Origin of the sequence: Variovorax sp. E3 (assembly GCF_016082275.1) — a bacterium.
Lineage (GTDB): Bacteria > Pseudomonadota > Gammaproteobacteria > Burkholderiales > Burkholderiaceae_C > Variovorax.
Genome location: NZ_MOWM01000151.1, coordinates 1 through 20,126 on the forward strand (window position 1 = coordinate 1; position 20,126 = coordinate 20,126).

The following is a 20,126-nucleotide window of genomic DNA, read 5'->3' on the forward strand; positions in this document are numbered from 1 at the left end:
CGACACCGGCGCGCCGCCGCTGCTGCCCGAAGGCTTGGCGGGCGCCGCGCGCGTGGTGGTGGTCGTGCCGCCGGGGCTTGCGGGTGCTGGCTTCGCCCGCCGCTGCTGCTGCGGCATTGGCTTCGGCCTCGCCCTTCTTCGTGAGGTTCAGCAGGTTGAGCCGGCCCGTGGGGTCGACGATCACGCGGGCGAAGAAGTCGGTCAGCGTGGTCTCGCGCACGTCCACCGTCGGCGCCGCGTTGGGCGCCATGCTCACCTGCAGGCCGCGCAGGCTCAGCGTCTTCCAGCTCAGCAGCTGGTTGTTGTTGCGGTCGAAGCCCGGCGACTGGGTGAGCGAGACGCTGTTGGCACGGAAGTCGTCCAGCGCGGTGTCGCCGGCCAGCTTGATGCTCATGCCCGCCGGCGTGGTCGCATAGCGCACCGTGCCGCGATAACTGGCGAAGGCGCGGCGGATGTCGACGTTGAGCGCGTCGGCGTAATAGGCCTTGAAGGCGTGCGCCGGGAACGACGCCACCTCGAGCTTGCCCTCGGCCGCGAGCGGCTTGAGCACGACGTTGCCCTTGTAGTCGAAGCGCCCCGGGTCGGAGCGCCCCGAGCCGATGCGGCCCGAGACTTCCAGCGGCGAGGCCGTGTTGGTCTCGGGCGCGAGCTTCTGGGCGAGCAGCTTGAACGCCGTGACTTCCACCGTCACCGGTGCCGGGCCGGCCTTGTCCGCATAGGACAGCGCGCCGTTGTCGATGGCCAGCTTGCCGACGGTCAGCGCCCAGGGCTTGGTGTTGGCGCCGGGCTGCGGCGCATCGGCGCCCGCAGGCTTGGGCGCCGCGACCTTGGCTTCGGCCTCCTTGGCGCCGCCGCCGGCCGGCGTCTTGAGCCAGCGCTCGAACATCCAGCGCTTTTCGTTGTCGCGCTCGACGCGCACCTTGGGGTTGGTCGCGGTGAACGAGGCCACGTTCAATGTGTGCTTCGTCATGTCGACCTCGGCGTCGACCAGCTCGAAGCGGCCGACGCTGGCCAGCGCCGTCTTGGCCTGGGTCAGCGCCAGGCCGTCGGCCGCCAGCCGGCGGGCCTTGAACTTGAGGTCGGGCTGGGCCCAGGCAATGTCGATCTGGCCGCTGAGCTTGCCGTCCAGCGTGGGCTCCAGGCTTTGCGCCAGATAGGGCGCGGCCAACGACAGCGGCAGCGCGTCGACCTCGGTTTCCACGTCGGCCACCTTGTCGGTGGCGCTGCCCTTGAACTTGAGCGAGGCGCCGGCAATGGCCGTGCTGCCGCTGAATTGGGCCGGCTTGTCCATGGGCCAGGTGACGGCGGTCACGTCCAGGCCGAGTTCGGCCACGTCGACGGCCGCGGCGGGCTTGACGGTCTCGTCGCGCCAGCCGATGCGCCCGCCGCTCAGCGCGACCTTGTCGACCTGCACTTTCAGCACGGGCTTTTCGGCGGCGGGCGCGGCCGCCGCGCCGTTCGCCGGGGCCGCCGGTGCGGACGGCAGTTTCGCGGCCTTTTCGGTGGCGCCGGTGGCAGGGTCGGTCGCCAGCAGGTTGAGCTGGCCGGCCGCGTCACGCGCCACCGCCAGTTGCGGGTTGACCAGCGCCACCTCGCTCAGATGAAACACCGACTCCAGCGGCCGCACGTCGGCCAGCGCGAGCTTGAGCGACTCGAAGGCCAGCAGGTCGCGCCCGCGCGCGTCGGCCACCTTGGTGGTGTGCGCCTCGACCGTGCCGGAGATCTTCAGGCCGTTGGTGGCGCCGTGCTCGAAGCCGATCTTCAGGTCGCGTCGAGACTGCCCGCCTGCAGGCGCACCGGCAGGCCGCCCGGGATGTAGCCGAGGTACGGCACCAGGTCCAGGCCCTTGAACTGCACGTGGGCGTCGGTCTTGCGGTTGTCGGCGAAAGGCGTGGTGAAGGCGGCCGAGTCGAACTTGCTGCCGTTGAGCACGAAGGCGAGCTTGGGCTCGGTGTTGATATCGCGCTTGGAGTCGAGGTTGCTCAGGAACGGCACGTTCAGCACGAAGTCGCGCAGCTCGTGCTTGCGCTTGACGGTCTGGTCGTCGAAGTCGACCGAGCCGCCGTTGATCGCGATGTTGTAGATGGCAAAGCGCGCGGGCTTGGCATTGGGGTCGGGCGGCGGGCCGGCCGAGAGCTTGGCCAGGATGTCGTCGATGTCGTATTTGCCGTCGGCCTGGTGCGTGAGCAGGATGGCGGGGGCATCGATGGTGACCGCGTCGATCACCGGCGCCAGGCGGAAGATCGACTGCAGTTCGGCATCGGCGTAGATGCGGTTGATGGCCACCTGCGACTTGCCGCCGTCGGCGGTGGCAATGCGCAGGTCGCTCAGCGTGAGCTCCAGCGTCCACGGTTTGAAGTCGATCTTGCCGACTGTTACCTGGCGGCCGAGTTTTTCGCTCGCAATCTTCTGAAGCTGGCTCTTGGCGATCGGCGGCACCGCCAACCAGGCGATGACCCAGAAGGCCAATAACGACAGCAACGCGACGATCCCACGTCGCACCCATTTGTTTTGTTTGATCGAAGCTACGTCCATCGCGGAAGTGTGCCGTAAAGCCCGCGCTCCAGAAACAAGAAAGCCCGGTGGCTCGACTGAATGTCTCGTCACCGGGCTTGATGGCGGGCGCTAGACCCATGCCATCGATTCGCGCGACCGGAAGTCAATGGTTCCCGCCGTGCTGGCAGCAAGAGATTGCCACCATGGATCCTCGGTCGTTCGAGCCCTTGACTTGCACCTCGGGCTGCCTGACCTCGGAAAAACGCCTGAAACCTCAGGCCCGTTCAGATTAGGCGTCGCACCCTCGCTTTGCAAATGCAAATTACAAAGGGATTTCCCGTAAGCCGAAACGCCTCGAAACGGCCACTTTTTTAAACATCTATTAGCATAACGATTCAATTCCTTATGCTTGACCGGGTATTAACCCACGCTAGAATCCGGCCTGCTCCGACCGCCCGATGCGGCGGGGCCTCCCTGAATCCGCTGCCGAATCCCAACCGGCTTGATCAGGTCACCGCGCTCCTAACCCCCTTCACTCCATGCGCGGAGCCTGATTCGTACCAATCCAAGCGCCGCTGCCTTCATCCCTCGCCTTCATGGCGATGCGACTCGGGTGCCGCACAGAAAGGAAGAGCGATGAACAAGGCGTTCGATGCCACAGCCCGCGGGCTACGGACCTTCGTGTCCGATGTGGCAGACGGCTTTTTTGAAATAACCCACAACGGGTTTGCACTGGTCGGTCTGGCCATCGTGTTCGCGGCCCTCGCCCTCGTGGCGCGGCCCGACCTGCGCAAGACCGGCGAGGAGCAACTGATGGGCTGGCTGCAGTCGCGCAAGCCCGCGCCTGAAGCCACCGACCTGGAGCCGACCGCCATCGAGCGCACCACGGCCGCCAGCCCCAGCGACCTGCCCAAGCAGCAGGCCGCCGTGGCTTACTGGCTGAGCAAGAAGTACAGCGTGCGCCCGAGCCGCTGAGCGTGCTCGTCGCCGAGGCCTACAACATCGGCAAGCGCACCAAGCTCGACCCGACGCTGATCCTGGCCATCATGGCCGTGGAATCCAGTTTCAATCCGTTCGCCCAAAGCCACGTCGGCGCCCAGGGCCTGATGCAGGTCATGACCCGCGTGCACGGCGACAAGTACGAAAGCGCGGGCGGCACGCTCACCGCCTTCGACCCGGTGACCAACATGCGCGTCGGCGTGAAGGTGCTGCAGGAATGCATCTCCCGCGCCGGCTCGCTCGAAGGCGGCCTGCGCTACTACGTGGGCGCGGCCAACCTCGAGGACGACGGCGCTACGCCGGCAAGGTGATGGCCGAGCACGAGCGCCTGGTGCAGGTTGCCAACGGCCGCGCACCGTCGGTGCTGCCGCCCCGTGCAACCGTTCGCGCGCAGCCGATTCCCGTCGTGACGCCGACCCCGGCGCCGATCAAGGCCGACGAGGGCACGGAACCCGCAAAGGTCGCCCTGCTTTCCGGCGTTTCCTGAAGCGGGGCCGGCCGGGTGTGAGCTACACTCGGCTCGTACGCGACTGGCGATAGGCGCAGCACCCGAAAAAGGTGCCACGCGCTGACGTGGAATACCACTGGGAAGCGTGCCGCCTGACCACAACAGGTGTTCCGCCGTTCGCCTGGGCAGCCCTTGTTTGGTTGAACAAGGACCTCGTCTTCAAAGGACTGCCATGTACCAACGCAATATCCTGGTCGAACAGACCGACCCCGAAATCTGGGCCGCGATTCAAGCCGAAAACGCACGCCAGGAACACCACATCGAGCTGATCGCCAGCGAGAACTACGCCTCGCCGGCCGTCATGGCCGCCCAGGGCTCGCAGCTCACCAACAAGTACGCCGAAGGCTACCCGGGCAAGCGCTACTACGGCGGCTGCGAGCACGTCGACGTGGCCGAGCAGCTGGCCATCGACCGCATCAAGCAGATCTTCGGCGCCGAGGCCGCCAACGTGCAGCCGCATTGCGGCGCCTCGGCCAACGAAGCCGTCATGCTGGCCTTCCTGAAGCCCGGCGACACCATCATGGGCATGAGCCTGGCCGAAGGCGGCCACCTGACCCACGGCATGCCGCTGAACATGAGCGGCAAGTGGTTCAACGTCGTGAGCTACGGCCTGGACGCCAACGAAGCCATCGACTACGACGCCATGGAACGCAAGGCGCATGAGCACATGCCCAAGCTGATCATCGCGGGCGCATCGGCCTACTCGCTGCGCATCGACTTCGAGCGCTTCGCCAAGGTGGCCAAGGACGTCGGTGCGATCTTCATGGTCGACATCGCCCACTACGCCGGCCTCGTGGCCGCGGGCGTGTACCCCAACCCGGTGCCGCACGCCGACATCGTCACCTCGACCACCCACAAGAGCCTGCGCGGCCCGCGCGGCGGCATCATCCTGATGAAGTCGCAGCACGAAAAAGCCATCAACAGCGCGATCTTCCCGGGCCTGCAAGGCGGCCCGCTGATGCACGTGATCGCCGCCAAGGCCGTCGCGTTCAAGGAAGCCATGGCGCCCGAGTTCAAGGCCTACCAGCAACAGGTGGTCAAGAACGCCCAGATCGTGGCCGACACCCTCACCGAGCGCGGCCTGCGCATCGTGAGCGGACGCACCGAAAGCCACGTCATGCTGGTCGACCTGCGCGCCAAGGGCATCACCGGCAAGGAAGCCGAAGCCGTGCTGGGCAGCGCCCACATGACGATCAACAAGAACGCGATCCCCAACGACCCGGAAAAGCCGATGGTCACCAGCGGCGTGCGCATCGGCACCCCCGCCATGACCACGCGCGGCTTCAAGGACGAAGAGGCCCGCATCACCGCGAACCTGATCGCCGACGTGCTCGAGAACCCGCGCGACGCCGCGAACATCGACGCCGTGCGCGCCAAGGTCCACGCGCTGACGAGCCGTTTCCCTGTCTACCGCTGAGCAGGAAACCCCGGCCGCATGAAATGCCCTTTTTGCGGTCATCTTGAAACGCAGGTCGTCGAGACCCGCGTGTCGGAAGACGCCGACTTTGTCCGCAGGCGCCGCCAGTGCAGCGCCTGCGACAAACGGTTCACCACCTACGAGCGTCCCGACGTCAATTTCCCGGTCGTCGTCAAGAAAGACGGCAGCCGCGCCGACTTCGACTCGTCGAAGGTGCGCGCCTCGATGATGCTGGCGCTGCGCAAGCGGCCGGTGAGCATCGAGCAGATCGACAACGCCCTGCTGCGCATCGAGCAGAAGCTGCTGGCCAGCGGCCTGCGCGAAATCGACTCGACCAAGGTCGGCGAACTCGTGATGCGCGAACTCAAGAAGCTCGACAAGGTCGCCTACGTGCGCTTTGCCTCGGTCTACCGCAGCTTCGAGGACGTCGACGAATTCAGGCAGTTGCTGCGCGACATCTGAGTCAGCCGACTCAGCTGGCGTCTTCCCGCTGGTAGCCCCGGGCGCAGGCCCCGGAACCGCAGTCTCCACGCAGATCGGGATTGCAGGTCTTTGCCCGCCCCGATGCCGAGACGATGATCGACGCCCTGCGGCCCGTGTCGGCCCGCAGCGTCAGGCACCCGCCGCCGAAACCCGCGCCCGTCGCGCGCCGGGCAAAGCCGTTGCTGTCGTAGCGCAGCCCCTGAACGAAGCCGTCGCCGAGCGACGCATCGACGCCGACACCTTCGGGCAGCCTGTCGAAGCTGCGCAGCGTTTGAACCGGGGGTTCCGAGTCGGTCGACACGGACCAGCCGCCCGACCAATCGCCGCCGGCAAGCGCGGCGACCTTGACGCCCTGCGACCGCTGGATGGCTTCGGTCCGCGCAAAGCTCAACGCGGCGTGGAACCCCTGCGCCGCGGCGGCCAGCCGCTGGTTCAGCAGCAGATCGCGAAAGCTCGGCACGGCCACCGAGGCCAGCACCGCCACGATGGCCACGGTCACCATCAGCTCGACCAGCGTGAAGCCGCGCGGCCTGCGGCCACCCAGCCTCGTCATTGCCAGCACCTGTTGCGGTGCGTGCCGTCGCAGCCCCTGCCGCCGGTGCTGTCGATCCAGAGCGCCCCCACCTGCGGGTCCGCGAGGCCGGGCTTCAGGCTCGCGGTCAATCTGATGCAGCTGCCGATATTGCCCCTGCCCTCGCAATTGCCGCTGACCACGACGTATTTGCCGCCGGAGCCGCCGCCCCCCGAATCTCCCTCGTAGCGCAGGTAGCGGCCCACCATCGTGTAGTGGCGTTCCTGCTGCTGCATCTGCTGCATCAGCGCGGCGCGCGCCTCGGTGCGCCAGCCCTTGCGGATGAAGTCCAGGTACGACGGGTAGGCAATGGCGGACAGGATCGCGACGATGGCCAGAACGATCATGGCTTCGATCAGCGTGAAGCCGCCCTCTCTGGTGACTGCGGCCTTCATGGCTTGGCTCCCTTGTGGTCGATCACCTGCCGCCAGTTCAGCCGCCCCGCGATCCGCGAGACCTTGCCGTCCGCAACGGGGCTGGAGGTAGAGATCGCACTCCGACCTCCGCGAGCGCCCACGTGGATGACGGCCATGCGGCGCGTTTCGGTGCGGCGCCCGAACATGTCCGTGGCGCCGACGCCGACCTCGCCCAACTGGGCCAGCAGAGGCGGGCCCCAAATGCCCGTGTCCGATGGCACGCAGGTGCCATCCTTCGAGAGCCCGGTCAGCGCATTCACCGCGCAACTGCGCCCACCGCCGCGATCGCACGCACCAGCGCCGGTGCTCGGGATCAGCGTGTTGAAGAACAGCTGCCCGTCGCTGAGCACGGGATTGAAGACCAGCCGCTCTCCTTGGCTCGACGACGCCGGCAGGTCGAAGTACCAGCCTCGCCAGCCGTGTGGCTGGCCGTAGGCAAAGGCCCTGCCGGTGATGGCCACCGAGCCCTCCCCCGCTGAAGCGACAGCACTGCGCACTTCGAGCTGCGCGCGCGCCGCCCCCATGGGAACGGGCGTGCCGTTGTCGTGCACGGCGTAGACGGACTGCAGCCCATGGCTGGCGCGCGCGAAGTCCTCGGGGCTCACGAACTTTCCCGTGCCGAACAGCACGATCGCGCCGCCGTCCGCCCCCCTGCCGACCACCGGTGCGACGGTGATCGGCTGGCGCTTCGCACCGGCTCCCGCGCCCACAGCGACCATCAACGGATGGCCCTCGAACGACAGCGCATTGCCCTCGTCCCATGGGGCATTGCCGGTGAAGCTGAATCTCCAGAGATTGCCCAGCGTGTCGCCGGCATACAGGAAGCGCACGGCGCCCTCGGTGCCGGCGAAATCGCCCGGCACGCCCAGGGCGTTCACGACCGTCTTGTCCGCCGGGCTCGGCAGAACGACCTTGTGGTAGTTCACGCCCCGCGCCCACGGCACGCCGGGCGCCTTGTCGAGCGAGAGCAGGAACAGCGCGGCGCGCCCTTCGGGGTTGGCGCTGTTGAACCCCGAGGGCACGACCGCGAACCAGCCGTGCACGGCCGGGCGGCCACGGCTTGCGGCGGCCGTGCGGAACTTCATGAGACGCGGCGGCTGCGTCAGGTGACCCATGTCCCTGTCGTCCGCGCCGCTGAACTCCCACATGACCTTGTCCGCCGCAAAGGCGGCGGGATCCGTCACGTCGAGTGCGAAGACGCCGGTGGCGCCGCCGCCGTTGCCGGAGACCAGCACCGTCTTGCGCGCGCCGTTTGCCGCGCGGACCTCGCCGACCGCCGGAGGGCCGTCGGCAAGGCCACGGTGCGCATAGTCCGGCGAGGTGTAAGCGCCGAGCCCGGGCAGCAGGGTGCGCGGCACGTAGGCGAACAGTTCTTCGCCGGTCTGCACCGAGAACGCATGCAGCATGCCGTCGTTGGCGCCGACATACACGGCCTGGCGCGGCCCCGTGACGGGCACTGAATTGGCCACATCGCCCATGACCGAATCACGCACGCGGAAGATGCCGCCCAGCGCCGACTGCTCCTTGCGACGGTCGCCGCGCAGATAGGCCACGCGCTCGGGCCCCAAGGCGTCCGAAGTTGCAGGCTCGGCATACGGTGTCGCGCCCAGCTGCTTGCGGGCAGCGTCGTCGAGCGCTTCCCAGAGAAACGGCACGCCGATGCCGGCCTCCGACAGGCTGAAGATGCGCCGGCTCGAGGCTCCCGTGCCGGCACTGGCGGCTTGGCCGTGGCGTTGCCCGTCAGCAGCGCGCCGGCATCCCACTCGGGCCGATCGCCCCGCCGCACGGTGCCGCTCCCGGCGTCATGCGCGAGCGCATACGACAGCAGCGTGCCCGACCATCGCCAGCCGTTGGACCTGGCGACGTAGAGGTGCGCGCCGGCCCCGCCGATCTGGTCCGACGAGATCGCGCTGCCCGCGCCACCGAAGTCCGACGGCGCCGCCGCTTTCAGCAACGCCCGCCGGACGGCGGCGGCCATGGGCCCCGGCTCGCCCGCGAGGAAATAGGTCGACGGACTCGGGTGCCCATCGGCGTCGAGGCCTTCGGCCCATTCGGCATTGCCGGCCCGGCCCGTTGAACGAAAGGGATTGCCGTCGTCGTTGCTGTCGACGAAGCCGCCGTACTTCGACGCGAGATAGAAGGCGCTGCCCCGCTGCGGTTGCCCGATCGCGCCCGGCCCCATGTCGATGGCGAAGGTCTGCACCCGCGCGTCGGGGAAGTCGCCGCGGATCTTCTGCGTGTTGGCCCAGTAGGCGAGCCCCGCGACACCGAACGAGCCCATGTCCGCACCGGTGTCGGCCTCGGCGATGTTGCCCGCCCCGAGCTGCGCGCCCCCCTTGTAGTTGAAGGCACGCGGCCCCTCGTTGCCGCGCGTGTCGAGCCCGGGCTTGCCCGAGGGGTGCGCATAGGACAGCACCTCCCGGTTCTCGAACGCGCCCACGAGGCTAGTCCAGCGCGCGGTATCGGGCTCGAAGGCCGCCTCGTTGAAAGCACGGTCGAAGTCCGCCGGCGAACCGTTGCGCGACATGCCGGGCAATGAACGGTCATGGTCGGCGTCCGCGTCGCCGATCAGCAGGATGCTGCGCCTCTGGCAGCTCGAGGCCGCGGCCGGCCCGCCATGGACAGGACGGCCGTCGTTGCTTGCCCCGGCGCCGGCCAGCGCCTGCGGCGTGGGCGGCTTCCCCTGCAGATAGCGCAGCGACTCGTAGAAGAGCTCGCCGGCCGGGTCGAACTTGCTGTAGCTGCCGCTGCGCCCGAACCGGTTGACGGCCGCCACGACACCGGCCGGCGCCGCCTTGAAAACACCCGTGGCCGGATCCCATTCGTCCGACGGCCCAACCGGCTGCATAGGCTGCATCGGGGCGCGCAAGACGCCGCCATAGCGCGGCGCATCGTCGCCCGGCAGATAGCCGAAGACCGCGAAGCGCATCCGCTGCGCCAGCCTCTGGATTGCGCCGACCGGCTTGCGCTTGCCGCTCGGGTACTGCGGGCAGAAAGCACCGCGCGTCAGCGCTTCGTCCGGCGTGCAGACTTCCACGCGCGCCTGGTAGGGCGCCGCGATGCCGGGGCCGAATCGCTGATCGCTCCCTGGCTTCGCGCAGGTGCCGGTCGCGGTCGGGCCGATGAAGATGCCGCCTCGGCAGTTGTTGAAGTGCAGCGTGTCCGCTGCGCGCACGCCCTCCATGCCGCCCGCCACCAACGGCGTGAGCTGGTCCAGGTTGCCCGTCACGGCCTTGTCGGGAAACCGGGCGCTTCGATAGAAATCGTCCGGCAGCATCGCGCGCTGCAACACGGTCCTGCCCGCCTCGTCCACCACACGGTCGCCGCCGGTCAGCGCCATGCGTACGCCGTCGAGCGCCGAGGCCGCGGCCCAGTTCAGCAGGTTGCCGCTCCACTTCTGGCGGCACGAGATTTCTCCGCCCCCGCCCCTTGCCGCACGCGCCTCGCGCTTGAAGTAGCCGTCGGCAACCGCGTAGCCATAGCAGCCCAGCGGATCCCAGTACCCGACATAGATCTTCGTGCGGTCGAAGTTGTCCCGGTACGCGGCGCCGGCATTCGCCGACTTGAGCGCGAGGTCGAGCACCATCACCGGATCGGCGCGCGACGCGAGGGAGGCGAGCGGTTCGTCCGGCAGCACGGCCTCGGGTGGGGTGCCCGCTTGTGCGCACCAGGCCGCGCAGAAGTTCAGGCTCAAGGCGACGAGCCACGCAAAGCCACGCATGCGATTTCCCTCTTCTCTTCTTATTGCGACGCGCAGCCAGCGCTGGCCGTCGGCTTGTACAGATGGGTCTGGAGCACCACCTGCGTTTCCTCCCGCATGCCGAAGCCGATGGCGGTGACGCGAAAAAGGTAGGTGACGTCGCGGGCGCCGGCGCTTTCGAGCCGGGCCGCCTGCCAGCCGCCACGGCTGCGGATCGCCTCCACGATGTAGCGCGGCGCACGCGCGGACAGCGCACCGGCATGCGGCCCTTCGAGGTACGCCTGTCCGGTGAAAGTGCCGTAGGCGACTGACTTCCCGGTCTTGGCGGAGAAATCCGCCGTGGTCCATGCCGGGGCCGCTCCGAGCTCGCTCGCGGCGCACAGCCCCTGGCGATCGCCGGCCCCGCCGCAACCGGCGACGAAGGCCGTGACCTCCTTGCTGTCGAACATGCAGAGGCGCTGCCGCGCGCTGTCGTTGGGACCGAACACGTCGTGCTCGGCATCGAGCAACGCCGCCTCGGCGGCCTGGAACGCGACCTCGGTGTCGCGGTCGTTGCGCGCGCTGCGCTCGCCGACCAGCGAGGTCTGCGCCGCGCCGATGCCCAGCACCATGATCACGACCAGCAGCAGCACGACGACGATCAATGAGAAACCGCGCTGCGACTCACGGGCCGTCCCGCTCATGACGCCGGGTCTCTCATGACGTTGCGAAGCATCACGGTGAAGGTCGTCACGCGCCGCAGCCTGCCGTCCGCCTTGGGCTTGAAGCTCGTCGAGGAGAACTCGGGACCCAAGGGATACAGCCGCTCATCGGGCAGTGCCGCCGCGCCGGTGCTGCGTGCGCCGCGCGCCACCATGCCGACGCGCAGCCCCGTCACCTTGCGCCATTCGTCGCCGACGCTCGCGGGAGACACCGCTTGCGCCTCGAGCTGCACCGCATCGAGCCAACGCTCGGGCACGCCGTCGCCGTTGCCGTCGTAGCCGTAGGCGACCTTGAACACCTCGATGCCGCGCGCCAGGGGCTCGGCCTTGAAGGTGCCGTTGTCGGTGCGGTACTTGCAATAGAGCTCGGGCTCGCCGTCGGCCGCCTGCGCGATGTAGAAGAAGCTCCACGCACGGTCCTCGGGCGCCGGGCGGTCCGTGGCAGGGCCCGGCTGGGCGAAGCCCATGCAATCGACCATGGTCCCGTCGGGTTCGGTGCTGTCCGCGCGGCTGCGCCCGAAGAAGCGCACGCGCAGCGAGTCGCTTCCGTTCACGCCCCGGCTGTCGTGGCTGCCGTAGCCCCCGCCCTGCCCGCCGACGCGCGTGTTGCTCGCGCCAACGATGTTCAGCTCGCCGTGGTCTTCGGGCGACGAGACAGCCACGGTCGCCTGGCCGCCGGGGGCCTCTGCGCCGTTCGGCTCGTCATGGTCGAGCGCGTAGTCGGCATAGCCGGCCTGCCGCACGATGCCCCTGACGACGAAGCTGGCGAAGCGCAGCGCGTCCTCGACGCCGCGTGCTTCGGCATCGGCGGTAGACAGTTGCCTGCCGCCCACTAACGCCGCGGTGGCCGCGAGGACCACCACCAGCGCGACGGCCATCGCGACCATCAGCTCCACCAGCGTCACGCCGCGTTCGCAAGACCGCCGTGCGGCCTCAGGAATCCGCATGGCCGTTCCGCGCGCGCATCGGCACGAGCTGCATCACGAGGCGTGGTGCCGATTGCAGCGCCGGCGTCTTGCTTACGGCGTTGCGCGGCATCCACCCGAGCTTGACGACCACGTTGCGCCCCGCGTGGCTGCAAGCCCATGCATACGCGTCCGCCGCTTCGTTCCACAGTGCGTCGTCGACGCATATGCTGAGGCGCGCATCAGGCAAGGCACTGGCGACGCTTCGCTTCCATTCCTGCATGTCCCATGCGGCAAGCTGCGCCGGGCTGCACGCCACGCCAGCCGCCGCGCAGCCCGGCCCCACGGCATCGGTGCCCGCATCGGCCTCAGTCCATGACTCGACCAGATAGGCATTCGCGGGAGCGCCCGTGTTCATGCGCGCTTTTTCCGACAACTCGCGGACCAGGTTGAGCGCCGCCGTGAACGTTGCCGCTTCATTGCTCGCGCGCACCGACGCCAGCAGCATGTGCATCGCGCCGAGCAGCCCCACGCTCAGCACGACGATGGAAACCAATACCTCCACGAGCGAAAAGCCCGCCCCCCGATGCTTCGTTGAAGCCATGTGTCGATGTCCTCCCTGTGTTCGCGCAACTTGAGTTGCTTCTTTGTTCCCGCCATCGAGCAACGAGCGTAAGGGCGCGCTTATGCATGCGCGCTTGCCGTTCGTCCGCATGCGAACGCCGCTCGTATGATCCGGCGAGTCCCCTGTCAACTTTTCCCGCCGAGCCTCTCTCATGCCCTCCCAAGAACAAGACGCCCTGTACATCGCGACCGCGCTGCGCCTAGCCACGTCGGCGCTGCTGCTGACCGATCCGAATCCGCGCGTAGGCTGTGTGCTTTGCGATGCCGACGGCAAGGTGCTGGGCCAGGGACACACGCAGAAGGCCGGCGGCCCGCACGCCGAAGTGATGGCGCTGCGCGACGCGGCGGAACGCGGCAACTCTGTCGCGGGCGCGACGGCTTACGTCACGCTCGAACCCTGCTCGCACCACGGCCGCACCGGCCCCTGCTGCGACGCATTGATCGCCGCCGGCATCCGCCGCGTGGTCGCGTCCCTCGCCGATCCGAACCCGCTGGTGGCCGGACAAGGCTTCGAGCGCCTGCGCGCGGCGGGCGTCACGGTCGAAGTCGGCCCCGGCGCCGCCGAATCGCGCGAACTCAACATCGGCTTCTTCAGCCGCATGGTCCGCCAGCAACCGTGGGTGCGCATGAAGGTGGCCGCATCGCTCGACGGCAAGACCGGCCTGGACAACGGCGTGAGCCAGTGGATCACCGCCGAGGCCGCCCGTACCGACGGCCACGCCTGGCGGGCCCGGGCCAGCGCGGTGCTCACTGGCGTGGGCACCGTGCTCGAAGACAACCCGCGCCTGGACGTGCGGCTGGTCGACACGCCGCGCCAGCCGCACCTGGTCGTGGTCGACAGCCGGCTGCAGACGCCGCCCGATGCTCACATATTCATAGCAGGCCGCCCCGTCTGGATCTACGCGGCCGTGCGGGACGAGGACAAGGCAGCCGCTCTGGAAGCCCGCGGCGCGACCGTCACGGTCTTGCCCAACGTCGACGGCAAGGTCGACCTGCCCGCCCTGCTGAAAGACCTGGCGGCGCGCGGCGTGAACGAGCTGCACGTCGAATCCGGCCACAAGCTCAACGGCTCGCTGCTGCGCGAAGGCTGCGTCGACGAGTTGCTGGTGTACCTGGCGCCCAAGCTGATCGGCAGCGGGCTCGACATTGCGAGCCACCTGCACGCGGGCGGCCCGCTGACCTCGCTGGCGGGCGCCTTGCCCCTTGAATTCAAGTCCGTGGACCTGCTCGGACCCGACCTGCGCGTGGTGGCCCGGGTCGCCGGAAGGGACGCCTTCTAGCCTTTCGCTCGGGAGCGGCCGCCGCCGGGCCGCCCCAAGGCGGGCCGCGCCTCCCCCTCGGGGGGTGGCGAATTACTTGGCGCAAAGCGCCATGAAAAGCCGGGGGGCTCACGATGTCTGCGAAAATGTCCGGATGTTCACCGGAATCATCACCGGCGTGGGGCGCATCGCCGCCATTCACGACCTCGGCACCTCCTCCTCCTACGGCAAACGACTCAGCATCGAGGCGCCTGACGGCTACCTCGACGACGTCGGGCTTGGCGACAGCATCGCGCTCAACGGCGCCTGCATGACGGTCACCACGCTCGTCCCCGAGCGACAGCAGTTCACCATCGACATTTCCGCGGAGTCCCTCGACAAGACGCCGGCCTGACCGACGAGGGCAGCCGCATCAACCTCGAGAAAGCGCTGCGCGCCAGCGACCGCCTCGGCGGCCACATCGTGTCGGGCCACGTGGACGGCATCGGCAACGTGAGCTTCTTCGAGCCGGTCGGCGAAAGCTGGGAACTGCGCGTGGTCGCGCCCCAGGCGCTGGCCCGCTTCCTGGCCTACAAGGGCTCGATCACCATCAACGGCGTGAGCCTCACGGTCAACAGCGTGAGCGACATCGAAGACGGCGCCGAGGTCAGCATCAACCTGATCCCGCACACCGTCGACAACACCTCCCTCGGCGGCCTGAAGGCCGGCTCGAAGGTCAACCTCGAAATCGACACCGTGGCGCGCTACGTGGAGCGCATGCTCCAGGCGGGCGTGCTGGTGCCTCCCGCTTCCACGTATTCCAAGGACACAGCCGAATGAACGCCTCCGTCACGCCGATCGGCGCCCCCCGCACCACGCGTGCGCCCGCGCCGATTGCCTCGGTCGAGGAAATCGTGGCCGAGCTCGCCGCCGGTCGCATGGTGATCCTGGTGGACGAGGAAGACCGCGAGAACGAAGGCGACATCGTCATCGCGGCCGACCACATCACGCCCGAATCCATCAACTTCATGGCGCGCCACGCACGCGGGCTGATCTGCCTGACGCTGTCGCGCGAAATGTGCGAACGCCTGCAACTGCCGCCGATGGTGCGCAGCAACGGCGCCAAGCATTCGACCGCGTTCACCGTGTCGATCGAAGCCGCCGAGGGCGTGACCACCGGCATCTCGGCCGCCGACCGCGCGCGCACCGTGCAGGCCGCCGTGGCGCCCAACGCCGTGGCCGCCGACCTGGTGCAGCCCGGCCACATCTTCCCGCTGCAGGCGGTGGACGGCGGCGTGCTCATGCGCGCCGGCCACACCGAAGCCGGCTGCGACCTGGCCGCCATGGCCGGCTGCTCGCCCGCCTCGGTGATCTGCGAGGTCATGAACGAAGACGGCACGATGGCCCGCCTGCCCGACCTGCAGATCTTCGCGGCCGAGCACAACATCAAGATCGGCACCATTGCCGCGCTGATCGAGCACCGCAGCCGCGTCGAATCGCTGGTCGAGAAGGTCGGTTGCCGCGAGATCCAGACCAACTGGGGCGCCTTCACGGCCCACGCCTTCGTCGACAAGCCCAGCCGCGGCGTGCACCTGGCGCTGGTGCGCGGCACATGGGCGCCCGAGGACACGGTGTCGGTGCGCGTGCACGAGCCGCTGTCGGTGCTCGACGCGCTCGAAATCAACCGCTCGCTGCACTCGTGGAGCCTGGACGCCAGCCTCTCGCACATCGCGACCGAGGGCAAGGGCGTGGCCGTGCTGCTGAACTGCGGCGAAACCGCCGGCGAGCTGCTGGCCCAGTTCGACGGCACCGCGCGTCCCGCGCAAGCCCCGGAGCGCGGCCGCATGGACCTGCGCAGCTACGGCATCGGCGCGCAGATCCTGCGCGAATGCGGCGTGCACAAGATGAACCTGCTGGGCACGCCGCGTCGCATGCCCAGCATGGCGGCGGGCTACGGCCTGGAGATCGCCGGCTACCTCACGAAAGACTGAACGACCATGCAAGGTGCAAACAAGGGCGAGAACACGCCGCTCAACGGCAAGGGCCTGCGCATCGGGATCGTGCAGGCGCGCTTCAACGCCGACATCACCGACGCGCTGGCAGCCGCCTGCCTGGCCGAGCTCGAAGTGCTGGGCGTGGCCGCCAACGACATTCACCACGTGCGCGTTCCGGGCGCGCTCGAAGTGCCGGTGGCGCTGCAGGCGCTGGCCGAGCGCGGCGGCTACCACGCGCTGGTCGCGCTGGGCTGCATCATTCGCGGCGAGACCTACCACTTCGAGCTGGTCGCCAACGAATCGGGCGCCAGCGTGAGCCGCATCGCGCTCGACTACAAGCTCCCCATCGCCAACGCGATCCTCACCACCGAAAACCTAGAGCAAGCCGTTGCCCGACAGACCGACAAGGGCCGCGACGCGGCCCAGGTGGCTGTCGAGATGGCGCAATTGCTGGCCACCCTTTCATGACCGACGACACCCCCAAGCCTCTCAAGCCCGCCAAATCCGATGGGGCCAAGCCGCGCCAATCGCGCGTCGGCCTCACCAGCACCGGTGCGCGCAAGGCTTCGGCCAAGTCGAACCGCAGCCGCGCGCGCGAGTTCGCCCTGCAGGCGCTCTACCAGTACCTGGTGGGCCGCAACGACCCGACCGACATCGACCACTTCACGCGCGACCTCGCGGGCTTCCACAAGGCCGACGCGCTGCACTACGACGCGCTGCTGCACGGCTCGATCGAAGGCGCCGAGCAGCTCGACGCGCTGATCCGCCCACTGCTCGACCGCAAGTTCGAAGAAATCTCGCCGGTCGAGCACGCCGTGATGTGGATCGGCGTGTACGAGTTCCAGAACTGCCTGGACGTGCCGTGGCGCGTGGTGCTCAACGAGTGCATCGAGCTTGCCAAGGAATTCGGCGGCACCGACGGCCACAAGTACGTGAACGCGGTGCTCAACGGCCTGGCGCCTCAGCTGCGCCCGCTCGAAGTGGAAGCCGATCGCGCTTCCGGCAAGGCGAAGGCATGAGGATCTCGACGCGCGCACAGCGCATCGAGCCCTTCTACGTCATGGAAGTGGCGAAGGCCGCCGGTGCGCTGGCGCGCGAAGTCGCCCACACCGACCGGCCGATGATCTTCCTGAACATCGGCGAACCCGACTTCACCGCCCCGCCGCTGGTGCAGGAAGCCGCCGCCCGCGCCGTGCGCGCCGGCGCCACGCAGTACACCCAGGCCACCGGCCTGGACCACCTGCGCGAACGCATCAGCGCCTGGTATCGCCAGCGCTTCAACGTCGACGTGCCGGCGCGCCGCATCGTCGTCACCGCAGGTGCATCGGCCGCGCTGCAGTTGGCCTGCCTCGCGCTGATCGAATCGGGCGACGAAATCCTCATGCCCGACCCGAGCTACCCGTGCAACCGCCACTTCGTGAGCGCGGCGGACGGCAAGGCCGTGCTGGTGCCGACCACGGCCGAAGAGCGCTTCCAGCTCACGGCCGCCAAGGTCGAGGCCGCCTGGACCGACAAGACGCGCGGCGTGCTGCTGGCGTCGCCGTCGAACCCGACCGGCACCTCGATCGCGCCCGACGAGCTGCGCCGCATCCACGAGGTGGTGTCGCAACGCGGCGGCATCACGCTGATCGACGAGATCTACCTCGGCCTGTCTTACGACGATGCCTTCGGGCAGACGGCGCTGGCCATCGACGACAACGTCATCAGCATCAACAGCTTCAGCAAGTACTTCAACATGACCGGCTGGCGCCTGGGCTGGCTGGTGGTGCCCGAAGCGCTGGTGCCGGTGGTCGAGCGCCTGGCGCAGAACCTCTTCATCTGCGCGAGCACGGTGTCGCAATACGCGGCGCTGGCCTGCTTCGAAGCCGAGAGCATTGCCGAGTACGAACGCCGCCGCGCCGAGTTCAAGGCGCGCCGCGACTGGTTCATTCCGCAGCTCAACGCGCTCGGCCTGAGCGTACCCGTGATGCCCGACGGCGCCTTCTACGCCTGGGCCGACTGCACCGCCTTCGCCGACAAGCTCGGCATTTCGGGCAGTTGGGACTTCGCCTTCGAGACCATGAAGCGCGCCCACGTGGCCGTCACGCCCGGTCGCGACTTCGGCACGGCCGAGACGGGCAAGTTCATCCGCTTTTCCACGGCCAGTTCGATGGCGCACCTGCAGGAAGCCATCGAACGCCTGCGGGCGATGGCCGAGACCGCGGCTTCATGAGTTACGCGTTTCCGATCCGCGTCTACTGGGAAGACACCGACGCCGGCGGCATCGTGTTCTATGCCAACTACCTGAAGTTCATGGAACGCGGCCGCACCGAGTGGCTGCGCTCGCTGGGCGTCGAGCAGCGCAAGCTGCGCGAGGAAACCGGCGGCCAGTTCGTGGTGAGCGAAACGCAGCTCAAATACCATCGCCCTTCGCGGCTGGACGACGAACTGCTGGTTACAGCCGATCTTCAACAATTGGGCACTGCGTCGTTGATAATCGGTCAGCGCGTGCTATCAAAAACAGAGCAAGAGCGTACCGGTGCCCCGGCACCCGTCTTGCTGTGCGAAGGCACGATCCGCATCGGCTGGGTGGACGCCGCCACATTGCGTCCGGCACGCATGCCGACCCAAGTTACGGGAACCCTTGAGCGCTGCGGCGGCTCCATGACTCAACCTTTCAAGCCATGAACCAAGATCTATCAATCATCAATCTCCTGCTCCATGCGAGCTTCGTGGTGCAACTGGTGGTGCTGCTGCTGGTGATCATCTCGATCGCCAGCTGGGCCGCGATCATCCGCAAGTACTTTGCACTGCGCCGCATGCGCGCGCTCAATGACGACTTCGAGCGCGAGTTCTGGTCGGGCACCAGCCTCAACGAGCTGTTCGCCTCGGCCGCGCAGAACGCCAAGTTCGCCGGCCCCATGGAGCGCATCTTCGCCTCGGGCATGCGCGAGTATCAAAAGCTGCGCGAACGCCACGTGAGCGACCCCAGCACGCTGCTCGACGGCGCCCGCCGCGCCATGCGCGCGAGCTTCCAGCGCGAACTCGACGCGGCCGAGCAGAACCTGTCGTTCCTGGCCACCGTGGGCTCGGTCTCTCCGTATGTCGGCCTGTTCGGCACAGTCTGGGGGATCATGCATGCCTTCACCGGCCTGGCCGCCCTCACGCAGGTGACGCTGGCCACCGTGGCCCCCGGCATTGCCGAGGCGCTGGTGGCCACCGCCATCGGCCTGTTCGCCGCCATTCCGGCGGTGGTGGGCTACAACCGCTTCGCCCGCGAAATCGACAAGATCGCCATTGCCCTGGAGACCTACATCGAGGAGTTCTCCAACATCCTGCAGCGCAACCTGTCGGCCAACCCGGGCGCCGGTGGCGTGGCATCGTCGGTGGCTCCGGCCAACCGCTGAGCGGAGGCGCAAAGCATGCCCGCCGTTTCATCCCGGGGCCGCGGCCGCCGGACGATCAACGAGATCAACATGGTCCCGTTCATCGACGTGATGCTGGTGCTGCTGATCATCTTCATGGTCACGGCACCGCTCATCACGCCGAGCGTGATCAACCTGCCCACGGTCGACCGCGCCAACAAGCAGCCCGACAAGCCCATCGAGATCGTCATCAAGAGCGACGACGAAGTGCAGATCAAGAAAGACCCGGCCACCGGCTCGGGCGGCACGTCGATCCCCATGACGCAGATCGGCTCGGCCGCCAAGACGGCCCAGGGCGGCGACAACGACCGCCCGGTGGTCATCAGCGCCGACAAGTCGGTGAAGTACGAGACCGTCGTGAAGGCCATGAACCAGCTCAAGCGCAGCGGCATCGAGCGCGTGGGCCTGTCGGTCACCACCACGGGCGGCAAATAAGGCATGTCGCTCGCACTGGATCGCCCCGAGTTCGCGCCGCCGCCGCAGCGCGGCACGCCGCGCGCCGTGGTGCTGGCGCTCATCGCGCACGCGCTGCTGATCGCCGCGCTCACCTGGGGTGTGCGCTGGCGCAGCGATGTCGACGAAGGCGCGGTCGACGCGGAGCTGTGGTCGTCCACGGTGCAGCAGGCGGCGCCCCGCCTGCAGGCACCGCAGGCGCCTGCCCCCGTTCCCG

The 20,126-nt window shown here is 68.3% G+C and carries 18 protein-coding genes, 3 pseudogenes and 1 riboswitch; of the genes and pseudogenes, 13 read left to right on the forward strand and 8 right to left on the reverse strand.

Annotated features, from left to right (window positions below):
• Nucleotides 1–1,690, reverse strand: a 1,690-nt coding sequence (locus BMG07_RS33180) for a DUF748 domain-containing protein (RefSeq protein WP_307867181.1), incomplete at its 3' end; no start/stop codon positions are given.
• 71 nt (nt 1,691–1,761) lie between these two features.
• Nucleotides 1,762–2,481, reverse strand: a complete 720-nt coding sequence (locus tag BMG07_RS43270; RefSeq protein ID WP_269759636.1) for a DUF748 domain-containing protein — start codon at nt 2,479–2,481, stop codon at nt 1,762–1,764.
• Nucleotides 2,482–3,132: 651 nt separating this feature from the next.
• Between BMG07_RS43270 and BMG07_RS33185 the strand changes: the two are divergent.
• From BMG07_RS33185 to nrdR, 3 genes and pseudogenes are all read left to right on the forward strand, one after another.
• Nucleotides 3,133–3,982, forward strand: a pseudogene (locus tag BMG07_RS33185) (transglycosylase SLT domain-containing protein).
• 29 nt (nt 3,983–4,011) lie between these two features.
• Nucleotides 4,012–4,137, forward strand: a riboswitch (ZMP/ZTP riboswitch).
• A 38-nt stretch (nt 4,138–4,175) separates the two neighbouring features.
• Nucleotides 4,176–5,420, forward strand: a complete 1,245-nt coding sequence (gene glyA, locus BMG07_RS33190; RefSeq protein ID WP_198088065.1) for a serine hydroxymethyltransferase — start codon at nt 4,176–4,178, stop codon at nt 5,418–5,420.
• Between the two features lie 18 nt (nt 5,421–5,438).
• Nucleotides 5,439–5,882 carry a transcriptional regulator NrdR gene (nrdR, locus tag BMG07_RS33195; RefSeq protein ID WP_106934830.1) on the forward strand — a complete coding sequence of 148 codons (444 nt, stop codon included), beginning with the start codon at nt 5,439–5,441 and terminating at the stop codon, nt 5,880–5,882.
• 10 nt (nt 5,883–5,892) lie between these two features.
• Here nrdR and BMG07_RS43275 read toward each other — a convergent pair whose 3' ends face one another.
• The 6 genes from BMG07_RS43275 to pilV all read right to left on the reverse strand — a co-directional run bounded on the left by BMG07_RS43275 (nt 5,893) and on the right by pilV (nt 12,800).
• A complete protein-coding gene (locus BMG07_RS43275; RefSeq protein WP_269759634.1) occupies nt 5,893–6,456 on the reverse strand; it encodes a GspH/FimT family pseudopilin in 564 nt (187 codons plus the stop codon).
• Nucleotides 6,453–6,869, reverse strand: coding sequence for a type IV pilin protein (locus BMG07_RS33205; protein WP_198088066.1), 417 nt, complete (start codon nt 6,867–6,869; stop codon nt 6,453–6,455). Before BMG07_RS33205 ends, BMG07_RS43275 begins: the two co-directional genes overlap by 4 nt.
• Nucleotides 6,866–8,368, reverse strand: coding sequence for a PilC/PilY family type IV pilus protein (locus BMG07_RS33210; protein WP_307867182.1), 1,503 nt, complete (start codon nt 8,366–8,368; stop codon nt 6,866–6,868). The genes BMG07_RS33205 and BMG07_RS33210 overlap by 4 nt, the downstream gene beginning before the upstream one ends.
• 2,263 nt (nt 8,369–10,631) lie before the next feature.
• Nucleotides 10,632–11,273, reverse strand: coding sequence for a PilX N-terminal domain-containing pilus assembly protein (locus tag BMG07_RS33215; protein WP_198088068.1), 642 nt, complete (start codon nt 11,271–11,273; stop codon nt 10,632–10,634).
• Entirely contained in the window at nt 11,270–12,238 is a 969-nt protein-coding gene (locus tag BMG07_RS33220) for a PilW family protein (RefSeq protein ID WP_198088069.1), read from the reverse strand. The genes BMG07_RS33215 and BMG07_RS33220 overlap by 4 nt, the downstream gene beginning before the upstream one ends.
• Nucleotides 12,225–12,800 (reverse strand): type IV pilus modification protein PilV, encoded by a 576-nt coding sequence (pilV, locus tag BMG07_RS33225; protein ID WP_198088070.1) that lies wholly within the window; start codon nt 12,798–12,800, stop codon nt 12,225–12,227. The genes BMG07_RS33220 and pilV overlap by 14 nt, the downstream gene beginning before the upstream one ends.
• Before the next feature lie 172 nt (nt 12,801–12,972).
• Here pilV and ribD point away from each other — a divergent pair, with 172 nt between their 5' ends.
• The 10 genes and pseudogenes from ribD to BMG07_RS33275 all read left to right on the forward strand — a co-directional run.
• Nucleotides 12,973–14,100, forward strand: a complete 1,128-nt coding sequence (ribD, locus tag BMG07_RS33230; protein WP_198088071.1) for a bifunctional diaminohydroxyphosphoribosylaminopyrimidine deaminase/5-amino-6-(5-phosphoribosylamino)uracil reductase RibD — start codon at nt 12,973–12,975, stop codon at nt 14,098–14,100.
• Nucleotides 14,101–14,233: 133 nt separating this feature from the next.
• A pseudogene (locus BMG07_RS33235) lies at nt 14,234–14,898 on the forward strand (riboflavin synthase).
• Entirely contained in the window at nt 14,895–16,049 is a 1,155-nt protein-coding gene (gene ribBA / locus BMG07_RS33240; RefSeq protein WP_198088072.1) for a bifunctional 3,4-dihydroxy-2-butanone-4-phosphate synthase/GTP cyclohydrolase II, read from the forward strand. Before BMG07_RS33235 ends, ribBA begins: the two are co-directional and overlap by 4 nt.
• A gap of 6 nt (nt 16,050–16,055) precedes the next feature.
• Nucleotides 16,056–16,520 (forward strand): 6,7-dimethyl-8-ribityllumazine synthase, encoded by a 465-nt coding sequence (gene ribH, locus BMG07_RS33245; protein ID WP_198088073.1) that lies wholly within the window; start codon nt 16,056–16,058, stop codon nt 16,518–16,520.
• A complete protein-coding gene (gene nusB, locus BMG07_RS33250; RefSeq protein WP_198088074.1) occupies nt 16,517–17,071 on the forward strand; it encodes a transcription antitermination factor NusB in 555 nt (184 codons plus the stop codon). The genes ribH and nusB overlap by 4 nt, the downstream gene beginning before the upstream one ends.
• On the forward strand, nt 17,068–18,264 hold the full coding sequence (locus BMG07_RS33255) for a pyridoxal phosphate-dependent aminotransferase (protein ID WP_198088075.1): 1,197 nt from the start codon (nt 17,068–17,070) through the stop codon (nt 18,262–18,264). Before nusB ends, BMG07_RS33255 begins: the two co-directional genes overlap by 4 nt.
• On the forward strand, nt 18,261–18,719 hold the full coding sequence (locus BMG07_RS33260) for a YbgC/FadM family acyl-CoA thioesterase (protein ID WP_198088076.1): 459 nt from the start codon (nt 18,261–18,263) through the stop codon (nt 18,717–18,719). The genes BMG07_RS33255 and BMG07_RS33260 overlap by 4 nt, the downstream gene beginning before the upstream one ends.
• Nucleotides 18,716–19,438 (forward strand): protein TolQ, encoded by a 723-nt coding sequence (gene tolQ / locus BMG07_RS33265; RefSeq protein ID WP_198088077.1) that lies wholly within the window; start codon nt 18,716–18,718, stop codon nt 19,436–19,438. The genes BMG07_RS33260 and tolQ overlap by 4 nt, the downstream gene beginning before the upstream one ends.
• A gap of 15 nt (nt 19,439–19,453) precedes the next feature.
• The gene (locus BMG07_RS33270) at nt 19,454–19,891 is read left to right on the forward strand and encodes a biopolymer transporter ExbD (protein ID WP_198088078.1); all 438 of its coding nucleotides are present in this window, start codon (nt 19,454–19,456) and stop codon (nt 19,889–19,891) included.
• Between the two features lie 3 nt (nt 19,892–19,894).
• A pseudogene (locus BMG07_RS33275) lies at nt 19,895–20,126 on the forward strand (cell envelope integrity protein TolA); the annotation flags it as partial.